The 19,361-nt window shown below is 72.8% G+C and carries 15 protein-coding genes; 13 read left to right on the top strand and 2 right to left on the bottom strand.

Features of this window, described 5'->3' with window-relative positions:
* Nucleotides 1-91: 91 nt before the first annotated feature.
* Together M4D54_RS06140 and M4D54_RS06135 are read right to left on the bottom strand one after the other, a co-directional pair.
* The gene (locus tag M4D54_RS06140; RefSeq protein ID WP_259890725.1) at nt 92-940 is read right to left on the bottom strand and encodes a DUF1345 domain-containing protein; all 849 of its coding nucleotides are present in this window, start codon (nt 938-940) and stop codon (nt 92-94) included.
* On the bottom strand, nt 937-1,941 hold the full coding sequence (locus tag M4D54_RS06135) for an N-acetylglucosamine kinase (RefSeq protein WP_193865330.1): 1,005 nt from the start codon (nt 1,939-1,941) through the stop codon (nt 937-939). Before M4D54_RS06135 ends, M4D54_RS06140 begins: the two co-directional genes overlap by 4 nt.
* A gap of 103 nt (nt 1,942-2,044) precedes the next feature.
* Here M4D54_RS06135 and M4D54_RS06130 point away from each other — a divergent pair, with 103 nt between their 5' ends.
* The 13 genes from M4D54_RS06130 to M4D54_RS06070 all read left to right on the top strand — a co-directional run.
* Nucleotides 2,045-3,352 (top strand): sugar ABC transporter substrate-binding protein, encoded by a 1,308-nt coding sequence (locus tag M4D54_RS06130; protein WP_193865331.1) that lies wholly within the window; start codon nt 2,045-2,047, stop codon nt 3,350-3,352.
* Nucleotides 3,349-4,311, top strand: a complete 963-nt coding sequence (locus tag M4D54_RS06125; protein ID WP_193865332.1) for a carbohydrate ABC transporter permease — start codon at nt 3,349-3,351, stop codon at nt 4,309-4,311. The genes M4D54_RS06130 and M4D54_RS06125 overlap by 4 nt, the downstream gene beginning before the upstream one ends.
* A gap of 131 nt (nt 4,312-4,442) precedes the next feature.
* Complete coding sequence (locus M4D54_RS06120) at nt 4,443-5,213, top strand: carbohydrate ABC transporter permease (protein WP_193865385.1); 771 nt, start codon at nt 4,443-4,445, stop codon at nt 5,211-5,213.
* Nucleotides 5,210-6,751: a glycoside hydrolase family 3 N-terminal domain-containing protein gene (locus M4D54_RS06115; RefSeq protein WP_193865333.1), complete on the top strand. Its 1,542-nt coding sequence runs from the start codon at nt 5,210-5,212 to the stop codon at nt 6,749-6,751. Before M4D54_RS06120 ends, M4D54_RS06115 begins: the two co-directional genes overlap by 4 nt.
* On the top strand, nt 6,748-7,947 hold the full coding sequence (locus M4D54_RS06110) for an anhydro-N-acetylmuramic acid kinase (RefSeq protein ID WP_259890724.1): 1,200 nt from the start codon (nt 6,748-6,750) through the stop codon (nt 7,945-7,947). The genes M4D54_RS06115 and M4D54_RS06110 overlap by 4 nt, the downstream gene beginning before the upstream one ends.
* A 138-nt stretch (nt 7,948-8,085) precedes the next feature.
* Entirely contained in the window at nt 8,086-9,114 is a 1,029-nt protein-coding gene (locus M4D54_RS06105) for an N-acetylmuramic acid 6-phosphate etherase (RefSeq protein WP_259890723.1), read from the top strand.
* Nucleotides 9,111-10,031 (top strand): MurR/RpiR family transcriptional regulator, encoded by a 921-nt coding sequence (locus M4D54_RS06100; RefSeq protein ID WP_193865336.1) that lies wholly within the window; start codon nt 9,111-9,113, stop codon nt 10,029-10,031. Before M4D54_RS06105 ends, M4D54_RS06100 begins: the two co-directional genes overlap by 4 nt.
* 316 nt (nt 10,032-10,347) lie before the next feature.
* Entirely contained in the window at nt 10,348-12,189 is a 1,842-nt protein-coding gene (locus M4D54_RS06095; protein ID WP_259890722.1) for an ABC-F family ATP-binding cassette domain-containing protein, read from the top strand.
* 128 nt (nt 12,190-12,317) lie between these two features.
* A complete protein-coding gene (locus M4D54_RS06090) occupies nt 12,318-13,604 on the top strand; it encodes an O-acetylhomoserine aminocarboxypropyltransferase/cysteine synthase family protein (RefSeq protein ID WP_193865338.1) in 1,287 nt (428 codons plus the stop codon).
* A gap of 70 nt (nt 13,605-13,674) precedes the next feature.
* Complete coding sequence (locus M4D54_RS06085; RefSeq protein WP_259890720.1) at nt 13,675-14,445, top strand: HAD family phosphatase; 771 nt, start codon at nt 13,675-13,677, stop codon at nt 14,443-14,445.
* Entirely contained in the window at nt 14,442-15,116 is a 675-nt protein-coding gene (locus M4D54_RS06080; RefSeq protein WP_259890719.1) for an HAD family phosphatase, read from the top strand. The genes M4D54_RS06085 and M4D54_RS06080 overlap by 4 nt, the downstream gene beginning before the upstream one ends.
* A 67-nt stretch (nt 15,117-15,183) precedes the next feature.
* The gene (locus M4D54_RS06075; RefSeq protein WP_193865339.1) at nt 15,184-17,103 is read left to right on the top strand and encodes a thioredoxin-like domain-containing protein; all 1,920 of its coding nucleotides are present in this window, start codon (nt 15,184-15,186) and stop codon (nt 17,101-17,103) included.
* Nucleotides 17,104-17,162: 59 nt separating this feature from the next.
* A partial coding sequence (locus tag M4D54_RS06070; protein WP_259890718.1) for a pyrophosphatase occupies nt 17,163-19,361 on the top strand: 2,199 nt, incomplete at its 3' end.

Here is a 19,361-nt window from a genome sequence, read left to right as displayed (position 1 = left end):
GGCGGGTGCACGCGGAGGTGGCTCCGGCACCGCGCCCAGCGGCAAGCAGACGTGCACCATCCTAGGCGCTGGCCTGGAGAGCCGCGCGGCCTCAGCCCAGGGCGGTGACCACCACGGACACGCCAAGGGTGATCAGGATGGTGACCGTCACGTGGGCCAGGACGGCCTGATCGCGCACCAGCTTCCGTGCGGCCGACGTGCGCGGCAGGAAGTCGCCCACCCCGGCGGTGGTCTGGATCAGCGTCGCGGCGTACACGTAGTCGCGCATCGAGCGCTCCGGCCCGGGCGTGGCATGCAGGTCGAAGGCGTCCCCCCAGGCGTCCTCCGCCACGTACTCCAGGGCGTAGGTCATCACCGAGCCGATCCAGGCGGAGACCAGCGCACCGATGGTGAAGGCGAGCAGGATCGGGATGGCGATGCCGGGCGGCCTCATCACCATCAGGGCGATCGCGATGCCCGCGCTGAGCATCAGCTGCAGCACCTCCATCACGGGCCCGCCGTACCCCGTCACCCACCGGTACAGGCGCCGGTAGCGCCGCACGCGCAGCAGCCGCATCGAGGCCACCAGGCGGTTGCGCGAGACCCCGGTCGCCGCCCAGTAGGTCAGCGCGGCGTTGATGACACCGAACGCGGCGACCGCGGCGACGGTGATCAGCATGGCGGCCGCGGTGGAATCGGCCTGATCGTCGGCCAGCACGTAGTTCAGCTCGGGGATCGTCAGGACGAGCACCATCGTGATGGCGGTGGCGATGCCCATGGCCAACAGCACCCGCAGGCCGGGGGAGAGCAGCCGCTGCCGGAGGGTGCGGGAGCGGCGTCGCTCCCGAGCGGGACGGGGACGCGCCGGCCGAGGCTGCCGCACCGATGCGGGGCGAGCGGGCTCGGCCCCGGCCTGCTGGGAGGGTGCCGTGGCGCCGGCCGACGACGCGCCGGCATTCATCGGTTCTGCCCACCCGCCATCTCGGCAGCCATCTCGGTGGCCAGGCGCACCGCTCCCGGCAGTCCGGAGGAGACGGTGCGGTGCTCCCGGCCCTCGGCGTCGAACCCGGTGACCACCTCGTCCCGGATCGGACCGGGGGTGGCAAGCACGGAACCGGCCAGCACCACGGGCAGGCCCAGGGAGGGGTCCATCTCCCGCACCGTGGTGCAGAAGTGGCGGATCGCGGTATCGAGGATCTCCCGTGCGGCCGGATCCTCCAGCACCGTGCCCGGCAGGGGAGCGAAGCGACCCAGCCCCGCCGGGTACCCGGCCGGGGCGATCCGGTCCACGGCCCGGATCAGGTCCTGGCGCACGTCGCCGGTGGGGGAGGGCGGCAGCAGGCCGTCGCGCAGATCCAGGTCCAGCATGTCGCCCACCCGCTCGGTGAGCAGGGTGCGGCGACCGCGACTGTCGAGGTCCGCGGCCACGGCCTGCACGGTGCGGCGGCCCAGCCACACTGCTGAACCGATGTCCCCCAGCAGCCACCCCATGCCGTCGCGCCGCTCCACTGCCCGGCGCTGCCGGTAGGTGACCGCAACGGCCCCGGTCCCGGCCAGCAGCAGGATCCCGTCGTCCCCCACCTCGCCGGCCAGGAACGCCACCAGGTGGTCGTCGGTGACGGTGAGTCGGGAGGCGTCGATCCCCAGCGGCGCTGCGGCCTCGTGGGTGGCGCGCTGCACTTGCTGATGCTGCGCGGGTCCCGCCCCGGCGAAGGCGAGCACCGCGTGGCTCACCTCGTGCCCCGACACCTCCCCGAGCGCGTCGCGCATGGTGGCCGCGAGCGTCGTGAACGCCTCCGGACCGCTCGAGCGCAGGTTGCAGCCCGGGCCGGTGGCTGCGCCCAGCAGCTCACCGGCGTCGGCACCGGCGCCAGGGGTGCCGGGCACCGCCCGCACCTCGATGCGGCTGCTGGTGCCCCCGATGTCGGCAGCGAGGATGATGCGCCGTGGGTCCCGTTCCATACCGGCTCCGATCGTGTTAACTTCTGTGGCACATCGCATGATGTGAAAGTTTCTTCGATCCCCCCAGGATCCTCGCTCAGCCGCGAGCCTCAAAGGAGTTTCCATGATCGCACGACGACGTGTTCTCGCAGCCGGTGCCGCCGGCAGCGCCGCTCTCACCCTGGCCGCCTGCGGGGCGGGAGGCACCGGTGGCGGCGGCACCGACCCCACGGACACCGAGGCCAATGCCGACAAGACCATCACCCTGTGGATCATGCAGGGCACCAACGCCAAGACCGATGAGTACGTCGAGGCGCTGAAGACGGCCTTCACCGAGCAGACCGGCGCCACCCTGGACGTGCAGGTCCAGCCCTGGGACGGTGCCCACGACAAGTTCGTGACCGCCATGAGCGGCGGCACCGGTCCGGACGTCGCCGAGGTGGGCACCACCTGGACACCCGAGTTCGCCGACGCCGGCGGGCTCTCCGACCTCACCGCCGAGATCGAGGAGGCCGGCCTCAAGGACAGCCTGGTCCAGGGGCTGGTCGAGTCCGGCACCCTGGACGGCAAGCTCTACGGCATGCCCTGGTACGCCGGGGTTCGCTCGATCCTCGGCAACAAGGAGAAGCTCGAGGCCGCGGGCGTGGCCGAGCAGCCCCAGTCCTGGGACGACCTGCTCACCATGATCACCGCCCTCAAGGAGTCCGACCCCGACTCCATCCCCTTCCCCGTCGCCGGTGCCAGCTCCTTCTCGATGCTGCCCTTCGTGTGGGGTGCGGGCGGCGACATCGCCACCGAGGAGGGCGGCGAGTGGACCGCCACCATCAACTCCCCGGAATCGGTGGAGGGCCTGACCTGGTACACCGACCTGGCGCTCAAGCACGACGCCTCCACCGCCGCCGCCTCCACCTGGCTGGAGACGGACTCCCTGGCCGCCTTCCTGCAGGGCGACGTGGGCATGTTCATCACCGGCTCGTGGGTGCCCGCCACCATCGAGCAGGACAACCCGGAGATGTTCGAGAAGCTCGTGGCGTACACGATCCCCGCGAAGGACAGCCCCGTGGCCAAGTCCTTCCTGGGCGGATCCCACCTGTGCCGCTTCGAGGAGTCCCAGGAGCCCGAGCTGGCCTTCGAGCTGATAAAGCTGATGGCCACCGGCGAGTTCGCCACCCGCTGGGCCACCGAGACCAACTTCTTCCCCGGTGACCAGGCCGCGCTGGACGAGGTGGTCGCCTCCGGTGACGAGCTCACCCAGGTGTTCGCCCAGCAGATGAGCGAGGGCGGCACCTCGGTGCCGGTCACCCCCGCCTGGGGCAAGATCGAGGGCAAGAAGACCATCACCACCCTGCTGACCGAGGTCCTCGGCGGCACTCCGGCCCAGGAAGCGGCCGACGCCGCCGCCGAGGAGATGGACCAGATCTTCCAGTCATGACCGCTGCCCACACCGCGGGAAGGGCCCCCACCCCGGGCCCTTCCCGGACAGTGCCCCTCGGCCGACGAGTGCGCCGCACGGCTGCGCCATGGATGCTGCTCGCCCCGGCGCTGATCGTGCTCGCGGTGCTGCTGCTGTGGCCGCTGGGCCGCGTGCTGAACCTCTCCCTGCAGGACTACGGGCTGCGCAACCTGATCCGCGGCGACTCGAACTACATCGGCCTGGACAACTACGTCCAGGTGCTCAGCGACCCGTTCCTGTGGAGGACGGTCCTGCCCAACACGGTCGTCTTCGCGGCGGTGTGCGTGGTGCTCACGATGGCGGTGGGCACCGCGGTGGCCCTGTTCCTCAACACGCTCTCCGATTTCTGGCGCGTCATCTGCACCACCGCGATCATGGTGGCCTGGGCGGTGCCCGCGCTGACCAACACCTACGTGTTCGTGTGGCTGTTCGACCCGCGTGCCGGACTGGTCGCCAACCTGCTGGGCGAGCTGGGCCTGTTCGAGCCCGGTTCGGTCAACTGGTTCTCCGACCGCCTGTCCTTCTACGCCATCGCCACCATCAATGTGGTCTACCACGGCTTCCCCTTCATCGCGGTGACCGTGCTGGCCGGTCTGATGACCGTGCCCGAGGAGCTGTACGAGGCAGCCGAGATGGACGGGGCAGGCGCGGTGCGACGCTTCACCAACATCACCGTGCCGGGGCTGCGCCCCATCTTCGCGGTGTGCATCATCCTGTCGACCATCTGGGACTTCAAGGTGTTCACGCAGATCTACCTGATGCCCGGCGGTGACGGCACCAACCGGTCCGTGATGAACCTGGGTGTGTGGTCCTACACCGAGTCCTTCTCCCAGGGCGCCTACGGCATGGGCTCCACCATCGCCGTGCTCCTGACCCTGCTGCTGCTCGCCATCACCGTGGTGTACCTGCGGTTCCTGATGAAGGAGGAGGAGCTGTGAGCATCACCGCCACCCGGGCCTCCTCGGCCGAGACCACCCACGGCAGGAGGGACGCCCGGCGCCCCGCCCGCAGCCGCAGTGCGCGACGTGCCGGCAGCGCGGTGCTGAAGGCGATCGGCATCGTCCTGGTCATGGTCTTCTCCCTGTTCCCCTTCTACTGGATGCTCTCCACCGCGGTGGACACCAGCCCGCTGTCCCGCGGAGCCTCCCTGCTGCCCAGCGGCTTCACCCTCGAGCACTTCCGGTACGTGCTGGTGGACGCCGACTTCCTGCGGTACGTGCGGGTGTCGCTGCTGGTGGCCCTGGGAACTGTGCTGATCAGCGGCATCCTGGCGCTGCTGGCGGCCGTGGCCGTCGCCCGGTTCCGCTTCCGGCTGCGCACCGTGGTGCTGGTGATGGTGCTGATGGTGCAGATGGTGCCGCTGGAGGCCCTGGTCATCCCGCTGTTCCTCCAGGCGCGCTCCCTGCAGATGCTCAACTCCCTGCTGGGCCTGGTGATCGTGTACCTGGCGTTCTCCCTGCCGTTCGCGATCTGGAACCTGCGCGGCTTCGTCGCGGCCGTGCCCAAGGAGCTGGAGGAGGCCGCCTACATCGACGGCGCGAGCTGGTTGCGCATGTTCCGCTCCGTGCTGCTGCCCCTGGTGGCGCCCGGGCTGGTCGCGACCTCGGTGTTCTCCTTCATCACCGCGTGGAACGAGTTCATCTTCGCCCTGACGTTCATGCAGGACTCCTCGAAGTACACCGTCGGCGTGGGGCTGCGCACCTTCTTCACCCAGAACACCGCCGACTGGGGCTCCATCATGGCCGCGTCGACCATCATCGCCATGCCCGTGGTGATCTTTTTCGTGCTGGTGCAGCGCAACCTCGCCTCCGGCCTCACCTCGGGAGCGGTGAAGGGATGAGCACCGGGTCGGGCAGCAGGGGTGGGGGCCAAGCCGAGCTCTGGGACCGCGACGCCCTGGGCGTGCTGCTGGCCCCCTTCACCGGCACCGAGGTGCCCGCCTTCCTGGAGGCCCCGCTGCGCGCGGGCCTGGGCGGCGTGATCCTGTTCGGCCACAACATCCCCGATGCGGCCACCTGCGCACGCCTCGCCCGCGCCCTGCACGCGATCGAGCCGGAGGTGCTGGTCGCCGCCGACGAGGAGGGCGGGGACGTCACCCGGCTGCAGGCCGGAGTCGGCTCCTCCCTCCCCACGGCCTGGGCCCTCGGCGAGGTGGACGACCCCGATCTCACCCGCGCCGCCGGCAGAGCACTGGGTGACCTGCTGGCCGCCTGCGACATCGACCTGGACCTCGCTCCCGTGCTCGACGTGTCCACCGACCCGAAGAACCCGGTGATCGGCACCCGTGCCTTCGGCGCCGATCCCGACCTCGTGGCCCGCCACGCCCGTGCCATGGCCGGGGGCATCCGCGATGCGGGCGTGGGGGTGTGCGGCAAGCACTTCCCGGGCCACGGCGCCACCCACGTGGACTCCCACACCGCGCTGCCCACGATCGAGCTGGCCCGCGAGCAGTTCGAGTACGAGCACCTCGAGCCCTGGCACCTGGCCCCCTGGATGGACGCAGTGATGACCGCCCACGTCCAGGTGCCCGCGCTCGGCGAGGGGCCGGCCAGCATCTCCCCGTGGGCTCGCGAGGTGCTCGACGAGATCTGCGGTGAGGGCGGCTTCCGCGGACTGCTGATCACCGATGCCCTGGACATGGCCGGGGTCTCCGGCCCCATCGGGTACGGCGAGGCGGTGGTGCGGTCCGTCGAGGCCGGGGCCCACCTGCTGTGCCTGGGCACCTCGATCCGCCGCGACGACGAGCAGATGCTGCGCGAGGCCCACGACGCCCTGGTCGCCGCTGCTGACTCCGGGCGCATCCCTCGCGACGTCCTCGCTCGGCGCGCCGCCGAGGTGCGGCAGCGCCGCGGATGGATCCGAGAGCGCCGGCACGGCATGGGCAGCCCCGATCTCACGGGCGCCCTGATCGCCCTGGAGCGCATCGGATCCGAGGCTGCCGCCCGCGCGGTGCGGGAGCGGCGCAGCGCCGGTGCCCTCACCGGCGGGCCCGTGGTGATCGCCGATGCGCGCCGGCGCCGCGACCACGCCTCCGGCAGCCGCCGCAGCGTCCTGGCGGAGGTGCTGCGAGAGCGGGGCGTGCAGGCACAGGAGGCGGGCTGCCCCGCGGACCTCGCCCGGCCCGGTACAGATGCGCTGGTGATCACCCGCCTGCCCCGCTCGGACCGGGAGGAGCAGGCACGGCTGGCCGAGCTGCTGCGCCTGCGTCCCGACGCGATCCTGGTGCACGTCGGGGTGCCCGACGCCGCCCGCCGCCACGACAGGTACGTGCTCGCCCACGGCGCCGGCCGCGCCTCGATGGTGGCCGCTGCGGAACTGCTGCTGGGACGCGCCTGCTCGATGGGGCGCCCGTCCTCGACGGGAGGGTCGGGCCGATGAGGGTGCTGGGGATGATGTCCGGCACCAGCCTGGACGCGATCGACGTGGCCCTGGTCGAGTTCCGGCGCGACCAGGACGATCCTGCCCTCGCTCACGCCCGGATCCTCCACCATGGCGAGCACCCCTGGCCGGTGCGGCTGCGCCGCGACCTGCTGGCCGTGCTGCCCCCGGCCAACAGCGACGTCGGCACCTGGTGTCGCCTGCACGCACAGGTAGGGGAGGCCTTCGCCGATGCCGCTCACGCTGCCCTGGAGGGTGGTGGCGCGGAGCTGATCTGCACCCACGGCCAGACCCTCTACCACTGGGTGCAGGATTCCCGCGCCGCGGGCACCCTGCAGATCGGCGACGCCTCCCGCATCGCCCTCGCGACCGGTGTGCCCGTCCTGTACGACGTGCGTTCGGCCGATGTGGCCCGAGGAGGGCACGGGGCGCCCCTGGTGCCGATCCTGGACCAGCTGGTGCTCGGCGACCGCCCCACTGCGGTGGTCAACATCGGTGGCATCGCCAACGTGTCCCTGGTGGGCGCGGGCGAGGTGATCGCGGGGGACATCGGGCCCGGGAACGCTCTGATCGACGCTGCCGTGCTGAACGGCACCGGCGGTGAGCAGGCCTGCGACCTCGACGGGGCCCTGGCCCGCGCAGGAAGCATCGATCAGGAGCTGCTGGCGGCACTGCTCGCCGACCCGTTCTACGCCGCGCCGATGCCCCGCTCCACCGGGCGCGAGCAGTTCGACGCCGCCTACGTGGACCGCCTCGCCGCGGCCCGCGGCCTCGCGCTGCCGGGCCTGCCGGACCTGGCCGCCACGCTCACCGAGCTCACCGCCACCACCATCGCCCGAGCGGTGCTGGACCTCGCCCCTGAGCGCGTGGTGCTCACCGGCGGGGGGATCCACAACCCCGCACTGCGGGAGCGGCTCGAGGACCTGCTGGCCGGTCCGGTCATAATGGACGCCGAGAGCGCCGGGCTCCCGGCGGATGCCAAGGAGGCCGTGCTGATGGCACTGATCGGCTGGCTCAGCGCCGAGCAGGTCCCCGCCGTGCTTCCCCGCGCCGACGGCACCGCGATCACCGGTGCGAGCGGGCCCGCCGTGCTGGGATCCCTCACCCCGCCCGGGGCGCTCCCCGCCGCCCAGCATCCCGGCCGGCCCCTGCGCCGCCTGCACTTCCCCGCCATCCCGACTCCCGGCGATCCCTGACACCGCAGCCCTGCCACCCCCACACCTCGACCCGACCACGAGCCCACCCCCGCTCCTCGACCCACCCCCGCACCCCCGACCGGACCACGAACCCTGCCCCGCCCCTGATCCCCCCGCGAGGACGCCCCAGGAGGACCCATGACCGACACGGACGCCACCACCCCGATCCCGCAGCGCGAGGCATGGCGGACCCTGGTCTCCCTGGTCTCCCCCACGGAGGAGCGCAATCCGCGCAGCGAGGACCTCGACACCCTGGCGGCATCGGACCTGGTGGAGCGGATCCTCGCCGAGGACGCCACGGTGGCGGCCGCCGTGCAGGCCGTCAGCGATGACATCGCCCGCCTGGTCGAGGTGTGCGTGGCCGCGATCGACGCCGGTGGCACCGTCCACTATGTCGGGGCCGGCACCTCCGGGAGGCTCGGGGTGCTGGATGCGGTGGAGCTGGTGCCCACCTACAACGCCACCCCCGACATGGTCACGGCCCACCTGGCCGGTGGCGACGCCGCCATGATGCGGGCCGTCGAGGGAGCCGAGGACGATCCCGAGGCCGGGGCCCGCGTGGTCTCCGAGCAGTGCGAGGACGAGGACGTCGTGATCGGCCTGGCCGCCAGCGGCCGCACCCCCTTCGTCGGCGGTGCCCTGCGGGCCGCTCGCGAGCGGGGCCTTCCCACCGCGCTCATCGCCGCCAACCCCGCCGCCCAGCTCGCAGGCGACGTGGACATCGCGATCCTGCTGGACGTGGGCCCCGAGGTGGTCACGGGCTCGACCCGTATGAAGGCCGCGACCGCCCAGAAGCTCACCCTGAACGCCTTGTCCACGGCGACGATGGTGCGCCTGGGGACCACCTTCTCCAACCTGATGATCAACGTGCGCCCCACCAACGCCAAGCTCATGGCCCGCACCGTGCGGATGCTGGTCCAGGCCACCGGCGCCGATCCCGACCACGCCGCTGACGTCCTCGAGCAGGCCGACGGGCAGCTGCGCGTGGCACTGGTGGCCCTGCTGGCCGGTGCCGGCGCCGTGGGCAGCGGCTCGGCCCACGGGCCCGTCGACGTCGAGGCGGCACGCGAGGCCGTCGGCCGCTTCCCCGCCGACCCGTCCCGCGACGGCGACCCCGCCGGGATCCGTTCGGCCGTGGCCGCACTGACCGAGAAGGACGGCCGGTGAGCGCGGGGACCGACGGCGGGGCCGCACGGAACGGGGGTGCGGCCGCCGGCAACGGAGGCGGGCCCGTCACGGTGCGGCTGCGGGGGCGGCTGGAGGACCTCCGGCCGGCGCTGCGCCGCATCGCCGAGATCGTGCTGGCCGATCCGCAGGCCGCCGGCGGCATGACCATCAGTGCGCTGGCCAAGGCCGCCGCCTGCTCCGAGGCCACCGTGGTGCGCCTGTCCCACGAACTGGGCTACAGCGGCTACCGGGAGTTCCGCTTCAGCCTGCTGGAGGAGACCGCGATCCACCGGGAGCGCACTTCCGGCAGCGCTTACGAGAGCGATATCGACCCTGCTGATGACCTGGAGACCGTGGTCGGCAAGATCGCCTTCGCCGACGCCCGCGCCGTGCGCGACACCGCCGGCTCCCTCGACACCGCGGTGCTGGGCACCGTGGCAGAGCTGATCGCGGGGGCACGCCGGATCGCCGTGTTCGGTGCGGGGGCCTCGGGCCTGGCAGGCATGGACCTGGCGCAGAAGCTCACCCGCATCGGCCTGTCCTGCAGCGTGCACCGGGACGTGCACGAGGGCCTGCCCGCCGCCGCCCTGCTGGAGGAAGGGGACGTGGCCGTCGGGCTGTCCCACACCGGGCAGACCACCGATGTCCTCGATGCGCTGCGCGTCGCAGCCGACTCCGGCGCGGCCACCGTGGCGATCACCAACGCCCCGGCCTCGGCCCTGGCCCGCAGCGCCCAGCACGTCCTGGTCACCGCCGCCACCGAATCGGCCTTCCGCTCCGGTGCGACTGCTTCGCGCATCGCCCAGCTCACCGTCATCGACTGCATCCTGGTGGCGGTCGCCCAGCGCCTACCGGACCTGGGCCGCCAGGCACTGGAGCGCACCCGCACCGCCGTAGAGTCGCGCCGGGTGCCCTGAGCCGGCGCGGGTGCGCCTGCGAGGTGCCGTGAGCTGGTGCCTGGTGCCTGGAGCCCCGTGCCTGGTGCCTGGTGCCTGGTGACCTGAGCCGGTTACGGGCGAGTACGTTCCAGCTCCTGGAAGCTGACCGCCCGGTACTGGGCTGGAGAGGGGGAAGCGCTGGAGGCGGCGCATGACGTCGAAGCCTCGGCACGGGAATGCCGAGGCCCCGGCGTGGAAAACAGGTGGTGTGCGGCCTCGGCGCCTCACTACACTGACCGCATGCGCATCTGATCAGCCCCGAACCCGACCGACCTTCGCGTCCAGGAGCTGATCCATGCCCTCCCATTCCTCTGCCGCCTCATCGGCAGGCGCCCCCGCCGCCCGCAGCGCGTCGACCTCGAACCCGGCTGCCCGCGCCGACGCAGGCGCCTCCGGCCTCCATCTGCGAGCCGACGGCATATCCCTGTCCTACCCGGATCGTCGAGTGCTCACCGACGTCGATCTGGTCGTGCCCGCCGGCCGGCCCACGGGGTTGCTGGGGGAGAACGGCAGTGGCAAGACCACCCTGCTGCGGATCCTGGCCGGGCAGCTGAGCCCCGATTCCGGCACCGTCATCGTCCCGAAACCGGTGGGCCTGCTCCACCAGGAGCTCCCCTTCGCGGGGACGACCACGCTGGCCGAGGTGGTGGAGGATGCCCTTTCACGATCGCGGCGACTGGAACGCGAGCTCACCGCGGCAGGGGAGGCCCTGGCCGAGGCGCACCCGTCGGCGGACGAGGCGCACCCGTCGGCGGATGAGGCGCACCCGTCGGCGCCTGCGCGGCATGGCAGCCCCGCCGCAGGGTCCACCACAGCCCCGACCCCCGCTCAGACCGCCCAGCTGTACGACCGCCTGCTCGCCGAGGCCACCCTCGCGGACGTGTGGAACGCCGACCGACGCGCTGAGGACGTGCTGCACGGCCTCCACCTCGACGACGTGCCGTCCACCACCCGGCTCGAGGAGATCAGCGGCGGGCAGCGCGAGCGACTGGCCCTCGCCCACCTGCTGATCGCCCGCCCCACCACGAGGCTGCTGGACGAGCCCACCAGCCACCTCGACGACGACGGTGCCGCCTTCCTCGCCGCCGCAGTGCGTGCCCACCCGGGGCCCGTGCTGATCGCCAGCCACGACCGCGCCTTCCTCGACGACGCCACCGCCGCACAGCTGGACCTCGATCCGGCCGAGGCCCCGCTTCGCACCCCCGTCGGCGGCCTCACCTCCTACACGGGAGGCTTCAGCGACTACCTGCTGGCCCGCATGGACGCCCGAGAGCGGTGGGAGCAGCGGTTCCGCCGCGAGCAGGACGAGCTGGACCGCCTGCGAGAGGCCGTCAAGGACGCCGCCCAGGTGGGACACGCAGGTCGCGGGCCCCGCACCGAGGCCAGGGCCTCCAAGAAGTTCTACGCCGACCGCAACGCCAAGACCGTCTCCCGCCGCCTGCGGGATGCCCGCGCCTGGCTGGAGCAGTTGGAGGACGAGCAGGTGCGCAAGCCCCCGGCCGAGCTGCACTTCACCCGCCTGCCCGTCGCTACGGGCGGTGCGGGCACCGTGCTGCTGGCGGCCACGCAGGTCGCGGTCGAGGACCGGCTGGATCCCGTCTCGCTGTCCCTCTCGGCAGGGGAGAAGCTGCTGATCACCGGAGCGAACGGGAGCGGGAAGTCCACCCTGCTGGACGTGCTCACCGGCCGGCTCCAGCCCACTACCGGATCCGTGTCCAGGCCCCGCAGCCTGCGGATCGGATACCTGGGACAGGACGACGAAGCGATCCCCGGCCGTACCGTCCGCCAGCACCTGGGGGCCGCCGCGAGTGCGGGGGAGGGGGCTGACGCCGCGGCGACAGAGCCCGATCCGGACTCCCGGGAGGTGCCCGAGCTGTTCGGACTGGTCCACCCCCGCGACCTGGACCGCCCGCTCGAGCTGCTCTCCCGCGGCCAGCTGCGTCGGGTGATGCTGGCCGGCCTGCTGCTGGAGGGGCCCGAGCTGCTGGTGCTGGACGAGCCCACCAACCACCTGGCCCTGGTCACCGCCACCCGGCTCGAGACCGCACTGCAGGAGTGGGGCGGCGCGGTGCTGATCGCCTCCCACGACCGTTGGCTGCGCAGTCGCTGGCAGGGAGAGCTCCTGGCTCTGCACTGACCGGGCTGCCACACACGTTCACGTTCCTGCCGTGCCGCGCCCGCTCTGCGGCACCCTGGCCGCACGGACCGTCGCGGGCCCCTGGCTCCTGCGACCGTCGAGCGCCCACCGATCCCCAGGAGGACCCCATGGCCGAGCCGCCCCTGAAGTTCGAGACCCTGGCCATCCACGCCGGGCAGGAGCCCGATGCCGCGGCCGGCTCCCGCGCCCTGCCGATCCACCAGACCACCAGCTTCGTGTTCCCCAGCGCCGAGTCCGCAGCGGACCGCTTCGCGCTGGCCGAGGCCGGCCCCATCTACACCCGCATCACCAACCCCACCCAGGGCGCCGTCGAGGACCGCATCGCTGCGCTCGAGGGCGGCGCCGCAGGCCTGCTGGTGGCCTCGGGGCAGAGCGCCATCACCCTGGCGATCCTGAACCTCGCCGGGGCCGGGGACTCGGTGGCTCTCTCGCCCAGCCTGTACGGCGGCACCTTCAACCTGTTCAAGCACACCCTGTCCCGCCTGGGCATCACCCCGCAGTGGGTCGAGGACCCCACCGACCCGGAGTCCTGGCGGGCCGCGGCCGATGACACCACGCGCGCCTTCTTCGCCGAGACCATCCCCAACCCCAAGCACGACATCCTCGACATCGAGGCCGTCGCCGGCGTCGCCCACGAGGTGGGGGTGCCGCTGGTGGTGGACAACACGGTGGCCACCCCCTACCTGCTGCGCCCCCTCGAGCACGGGGCCGATGTGGTGGTCCACTCCGCCACCAAGTTCCTGGGCGGCCACGGCACCTCGATCGCCGGGGCCATCGTGGACGGCGGCAGCTTCGACTTCACCGCCCGCGCCCAGAAGTACCCGCAGTTCACCCAGCCCGACGAGTCCTACAACGGTCTGGTGTTCTCCCAGGTCCCCGCGCCCTTCGCCACCCGTGCCCGCACCAACCTGCTGCGGGACATCGGCCCGGCGATCTCCCCGTTCAACGCCTTCCTGATCGGTCAGGGCCTGGAGACGCTGCCGCTGCGCATGGACCGCCATCTGGACAACGCCCGCGCGGTCGCCGAGTTCCTCGAGGCCGATGACCGCGTCCAGTCCGTCACCTGGGCCTCCCTGGACTCCTCCCCGTACAAGCAGCTCGCCGACAGGTACCTGCCGCGCGGCGCCGGCAGCGTACTGGGGTTCGTGCTGCCCGGGGGGATCGACGCCGGCAGGCGCTTCGTGGACGCCCTGACCCTCCACTCCCACGTGGCCAACATCGGCGATGTGCGCTCCCTGGTGATCCACCCCGCCTCCACCACCCACTCCCAGCTCAGCGAGGCCGAGCACCGCGCCGCCGGCATCGAGCCCGGGTTCGTGCGGCTCAGCGTGGGAATCGAGCACATCGACGACATCCTCGCCGATCTGGAGCGGGGCCTGGCCGCCGCCGGCTGAGCCGCGTCCAACGGCCGCGGGCCGCTGGCTGAGCACCCCGGTCAGGGCGGCTGGATACGCTGGGCGCATCATGCACAGCGAACCCTCCGCCCTGACCGACGCCTCTCCTGCCGGTGCCCCCGCTACGGACCAGCCCGGCTCGGCGCCCCTGGCCCCGTCCCCGCTGGACACCTGGCCCCCCGCCTGGACGCCCGCGGCCGTGGTCTTCGACTGCGACGGCATGCTGGTGAACACCGAGGCCGCCTGGGTGGAGCTGCAGGACGAGTACCTGGCCCGCCACGGCGCCGCCTTCGACGAGGAGACCCGCCGCTCCATCACCGGCCGCGCCGCCGAGGTGGTGATCGCCGCGATCGCCGAGCTGATCGGCAAGGACCCCTCCGTGGTCACCGAGGAGCTGCTGCTCGCTCACCGCACTGCTCGCCGGGAGATCCGCATGGTGCCGATGGCCGGGGCGTACGAGACCGTCAGGGCCGTCGCTGCGGTGGTCCCCGTGGCCGTGGCCTCCAACTCCCCGCGCGAGGAGCTGCAGCACAAGATCGACGAGCTGGGCCTTGCCGAGTTCGTCACCGCACAGGTGGCGGTGGAGGACGTCGCCGCCCCCAAGCCCGCCCCGGACATGTATGTCCAGGCGGCCCGTCTGCTCGGTGCGGACCCGGCCGACTGTCTCGCCTTCGAGGACTCCGAGACCGGCGCCGAGGCCGCACTCGGAGCGGGCATGCAGCTGATCGCGGTGCCGTCCCTGCCTGGGCAGGACCCCCGCGCGCCGCGCCGCCTCACCTCCCTGGAGGACCCGGTGCTGCGCAACTGGATCGCCGGCTGGACGGGGAAGGACCCGCGGTGACCGGCATCCACCGCTTCCGGGAGGCCTTCGGCGACTGGACGCCGCAGGCCGTCGTGTTCGACTGCGACGGGATGCTGCTGGACACCGAGTCCATCTGGAACCGCGCCCAGGCCGCTGTGGTCGAGACCGCCGGTGCCCGCCTGAGGGCTGAGGACCACGAGCACCTGCACGGCTCCACCATCGAGGTGGCCGCCGAGATCATCGCCGAGCGGGCCGGCGCCCCGGAGCCCGAAGTCCTGGCGCAGCTGCACGAGGCCTTCGACCGGGAGCTCGCCGTCGGCATCCGCGCCATGCCCGGCGCGACCGCGGCGGTGGAGGCAGCCGCCGCCCGGGTCCCGCTGGGCTGCGCATCCAACTCCTGGCTGGAGGCCCTCGAGGGCAAGCTCGCCGCCGGCGGCCTGCGGGAGCACTTCACGGTGCTGGAGGCCTCCGACACCGTGGCCCGCCCCAAGCCCGCCCCCGACATGTACGCGGCCGCTGCCCGTGCTCTGGGCGCCGAGCCGCAGCACGCCCTGGCCTTCGAGGACTCCGGCACCGGGGCCCGGGCCGCCCGCGATGCCGGACTGCGCCTGATCGTCGTTCCCACCCCCAGCACCCGGGCGCCCTCGGCGGATCTCGCGCTGACCACGCTCGAGGACCCCGCGCTGCTGGAGTGGATCGCCACCTGGTGAGCACGCGCGGACCGGCGGATCTCACGCGGACTGGCATCGGTGCGCCGCTGAGGTGTTCACTGGCCCCATGACCACTCCGGCCGATCCCTCTCAGCCCCTCACCGCCCGTGCTCACGGCTCGCCCCTGCGCGGCCGTTCCTGGCTCAACACCGGCGGGGTGGAACTGGACCTCGAGGACCTGCGCGGCAAGATCGTGCTGCTGGACTTCTGGACCTTCTGCTGCGTGAACTGCCTGCACGTGCTGGACGAGCTGCGACCGCTGGAGGAGAAGTGGTCCCAGGAGCTCGTGGTGGTCGGCGTGCACTCCCCGAAGTTCGAGTTCGAGAAGGACCCCGAGGCGCTGGCCGACAACATCGAGCGCTACGAGGTCACTCACCCCGTGCTCGATGATCCGGAGCTTCGCACCTGGAGCGAGTACGGGGCCCGCGCCTGGCCCACCCTGATGGTGCTGGACACGCACGGCCGCATCGCCGGGAACCTCTCCGGCGAGGGGCACGCCGCCAACCTCGACGCCCTCATCGAGCGCCTGGTCGCCGAGGGCGAGGCCGATGGCTCCCTGCGCCGCGGGCCCGCCCCCACGGTGCTGACCGAGCGCACCCCCCAGACCCTGCGCTACCCCTCCAAGGTCGCGGCTCTCCCCGATGGCCGCCTGGTGGTCTCCGACGCGGGCCAGCACCGCCTGGTGGTGTTCCGTGCCGACGGGCTCACCGTGGACGAGGTGATCGGCGAGGGCGTGCGCGGCCATCGCGACGGTGAGGCCGAGCAGGTGCGCTTCGCCGAGCCCAACGGGGTGCTGGTGCTGCCCGAGGAGGTGGCCGCCGAGGTCGGCTACGACCTGCTGGTGGCCGACACCGCCAACCATCTGCTGCGCGGCGTGCGGCTGGGGCAGGACCGCCTGCTGCGGGCCCGCACCGCCACCGAGGTGGTCACCGTCGCCGGCAGCGGCGGCCAGTGGATGCAGGGCCGGCCCCTGCCCCGCGGTGAGGGCGATCCGCGCACCTTCGACCTGTCCACCCCCTGGGACCTGGCCTGGTCCGGCGTTCTGAACCGCGCGGTGATCACCATGGCAGGCATCCACCAGATGTGGATGTTCGACCCGGTCACGCAGGGTCTCGCGGTGCTCGCCGGCACCACCCAGGAGGGTCTGGTGGACGGGCCCGTGGTGGGCTCGTGGTGGGCCCAGCCCTCCGGTGTGGACGAGATGGCAGACGGCCGGCTCGTGATCGCCGACTCCGAGACCTCCGCCGTGCGCGTGCTGGACCCGCGGGCCATGCGCGTGAGCACCCTGGTGGGGGAGGGCTTGTTCGACTACGGCTACGTCGACGGCGCCGCCGCCACCGCGCGCCTGCAGCACCCCCTGGGGGTGACCGTCCTGCCCGACGGCCGCATCGCGGTGGCCGACACCTACAACGGCGCCATCCGGGTGATCGACGAGCACGGCGCCGAGGACGGCACCGCCACCGTCGTCACCGTCGCCACCGACCTGCGAGAGCCCTCCGACGCCCTGGTGGGGCCCCCGGTGGACGGCATCGGGCAGCTGATCGTGGTGGAGTCCGGCACGCACCGGCTCACCTGGGTGCCCGTGGCCAAGGCCGCCGAGCGCGTGATCGACGAGGGCGCCCAGCGCTCCGAGCGCCCGGTGACCGAGGTGGGCCCTGGCCCGCTGCGGATCCGGGTGCTGTTCACCCCGCCCGAGGGCCACAAGCTCGACGACTCCATGGGGCCCTCCACCCAGGTGTCGATCACGACCTCGCCGGCGAGCATGGTGCGCGCGGGGGCCGGTACCAGGACCGAGCTGGAGCGGGTGCTGGAGCTGGACCCCTCGATCACCGAGGGCGTGCTGCACGTCAACGCCCGCGCCGCCTCCTGCGACGCCGATCCTGCGGTCGAGTTCCCCGCCTGCCACATGCACCAGCAGGACTGGGGCGTGCCGATCCGCGTGGTCGAGGGCGGCCCTGACCATCTGGACCTCTCCCTGCTCGCCTGACCTGCCGTCATCGGCCCCGCGCGGGCCGCTGGCCTCTCCCCCCGGACGGAAGCGCCTTCGTGGATCTCATCACCCAGTACCCCCTCGGGGACGACATCGCCGTGACCCTGCTGGTCCTGGCGGTCCTCTCGATCATCGCCCTGGTGGCGGGGGCCATCGTCCCCACCCGCCTGCGCAGACCGGCTCGCCCGGCCGCGAGGACCGGCCGTCGCCGCAGCGAGGACCCGGATGTCGAGAATCCCGACGACCGGGACCCCGACGTCGGGGATCCCGACGACCGGGACTCCGACGTCGAGGACCTCGACGACGCAGGAACGGACGTGGACGAGGATCTCGAACAGGGCGAGGCCCTCGTGGCGGACCCCGACTTCCGCGACCTCGCCGCCGATCCCGGTCTGGCGCGGCGCCTGGGCGCACAGCTGTCCACTGTCGCGTCGGTGACCGTCGCGGTGGGCATCCCCGCCCTGGTGCTGGCCTACCTGGTGCCCGGATCCACCGACCAGCGCCTGCTGCGCTCCGCGATGCTGCTGGCCGGTCTGCTGCTGGGCCCGCTCGCCGCCTGGCGGGGCGTGGCCCTGCAGATCGCCGCGCTGTCCATCGGCCCCAGCCGGCGCGAAGCGCTGCTGGGTCGCCTGGGTGCTCTCAGCGTGACCGGCGCCCTGGCCCTGGGTGTGCTGCCGGTGGCGATCGCGGTGTGGTTCCTGCGCGAGCAGGCCGGCAGCGCCCTGGTGGCCCTGGCTGGTGGCGCTGCGATCGGGGCCCTGGCCGTGCGGGTGTGCTCGGCCCCCCTGGAGACCGTGGGTGCGGCCTCCGCGGTGCTGGTGGGCACGGACGAGAACGATCTGGAGCCCGACGGCGAGGACAACCTCGGTGCCGAGCACCTGCTGACCGCCCGCATCATCCGCCACGGAGGCGGGCGCGCCGCTGACCTGGTGCTGCTGACCACCGCTCTGGCCGCCGGCGGGATCCTGCTCGGCGTCCCGGTCCTGGCGGGCGAGGGGATCCTGGTGGTGCTGCTGGGCCTGGGGGCTGCCATGCTCACCGCGGCCGCCGCCGCGGTGGTCCCGCATCGGATGAATGATGGCCAGGAGCGCACCGGGCTCCGGATGGGCGGGCTGATCCCCGCCGTGCTGAGCGGTGCGCTCACGGTGGCCGCGGCCGCGCTGTGGCTGCCCACCCAGTACAAGTCCCTGCGCTTCGACCACGTGGGGATGAGTGAGTTCACCGATCCGGCCGTGGCCGGCCCCCAGCCGTTGCCGCGAGAGGAGATGGTGCCGCAGATCGAACAGGCCACCCAGGACATGGGCCAATGGATCTCCGTCACGGACGACTCCCGCGACGCCGGCGCCTTCCTGGACGTGCTGACCCTGCACACCGTGTCGCCGAGCGCCGTGGTCGCCGGCGCGATCGGAGCCGGTGCACTGGCCGCCCTGCTGGCCCTGTTGCTGCTGGATGCCACGGCCGACCGCCGCGGCGAGACCGCGCTGCGTGCGGCCCGCACCAGCCGCACCGGGGGTGCGCTGGGTGCCACCGCGGCCTTCGGCGCTACTGCTCTGAGCGCCGCGCTCGCCCTGGCGCTGCTGCTGGGCGTGCTGGGTGTGCTCAGCGTGCTCAGCGCCGGTGTGCCGGGCCTGGCCCTGGCCCTGCTCGCGTACAGCGGCCTGGGTGCCCTGGTGGTGACGCTCGGCTTCGCGGGCTCGCTGGCCGCCCCGGCTCTGCTGGATGACCCGGGCACCGAGCCGGCTGCACGGGAGGCCGCGGCCTCGGCCGGCACCGGTCCGCGCAGCGCTCTGCTGCTGGTGGCCGCCCTCGCCGCGCTGCCCCTGCTGGGGCCGGTGGTCACCGCTCTGCAGGCGGCCCCTCGGGCCGCCACGGTCTGGGAGGACCGTGCCCTGCACGCCCTCACCCCGCAGGCCCTCCCGCTGCTGGCGGGCATAGGCATGGGCGTGGTGACCGTGCTGCTGGTCATCGCCTCGATGCTCGACGCATCCCGACGGGCAGGCGCCGCTGCAGTGGTCGAGACCCGCGCCACCATGCTCAGCGACCGTGAGCACGTGCTGCTGGATGACCTGACCTACGGGCTGCGACGCTCCGCGCTGACGCCGCTGACGGTGGCGCTGCTGATGCCGGTGGTGGCGGGCTTCGGCCTGGGGCCGGCCGCCCTTCCCGGCTTCGTGGCCGGCCTGGTGCTGACCGCAGCGGGCCTGGGGCTGTGGTCCCATGGCGCGGCCTCCGCGATGCGCTCGGCCCTCGACCTG

It is taken from the genome of Brachybacterium sp. p3-SID1565 (assembly GCF_025143785.1).
Taxonomy (GTDB): Bacteria; Actinomycetota; Actinomycetes; order Actinomycetales; family Dermabacteraceae; genus Brachybacterium; species Brachybacterium epidermidis.
The sequence above is the reverse complement of the archived record's forward strand: the minus strand, read 5'-3'. Positions and strand labels throughout refer to the sequence as shown.